This window comes from Bradyrhizobium uaiense, assembly GCF_010811875.1.
Taxonomy (GTDB): domain Bacteria; phylum Pseudomonadota; class Alphaproteobacteria; order Rhizobiales; family Xanthobacteraceae; genus Bradyrhizobium; species Bradyrhizobium uaiense.
Genome location: NZ_VKHP01001070.1, coordinates 1 through 239 on the forward strand (window position 1 = coordinate 1; position 239 = coordinate 239).

The 239-nt window shown below is 59.8% G+C and carries 1 protein-coding gene; it reads left to right on the forward strand.

The window, feature by feature from the left end:
• The coding region (locus FNJ47_RS48805) for a transposase (protein WP_163163820.1) at positions 1–239 on the forward strand (239 nt) is incomplete at both ends.

Below are 239 nucleotides of genomic sequence, written 5' to 3' on the forward strand. Positions count from 1 at the left end.
CGACCAGCTGCACCATTTCATTGCGGACGGCATCTGGGACGCGACGCCGCTAGAGACGGAACTGCTCAACCAGGCGGACCGACTTGTCGGCGGTAGGGATGCGGTGCTCGTTATTGATGACACCTCATTGCCGAAGAAGGGCGAACGCTCGGTTGGTGTTGCAGCTCAATACGCGTCGGCTCTCGGCAAGACGGCAAATTGCCAAACGCTTGTGTCTTTGACGCTTGCGCGCGGCGAAG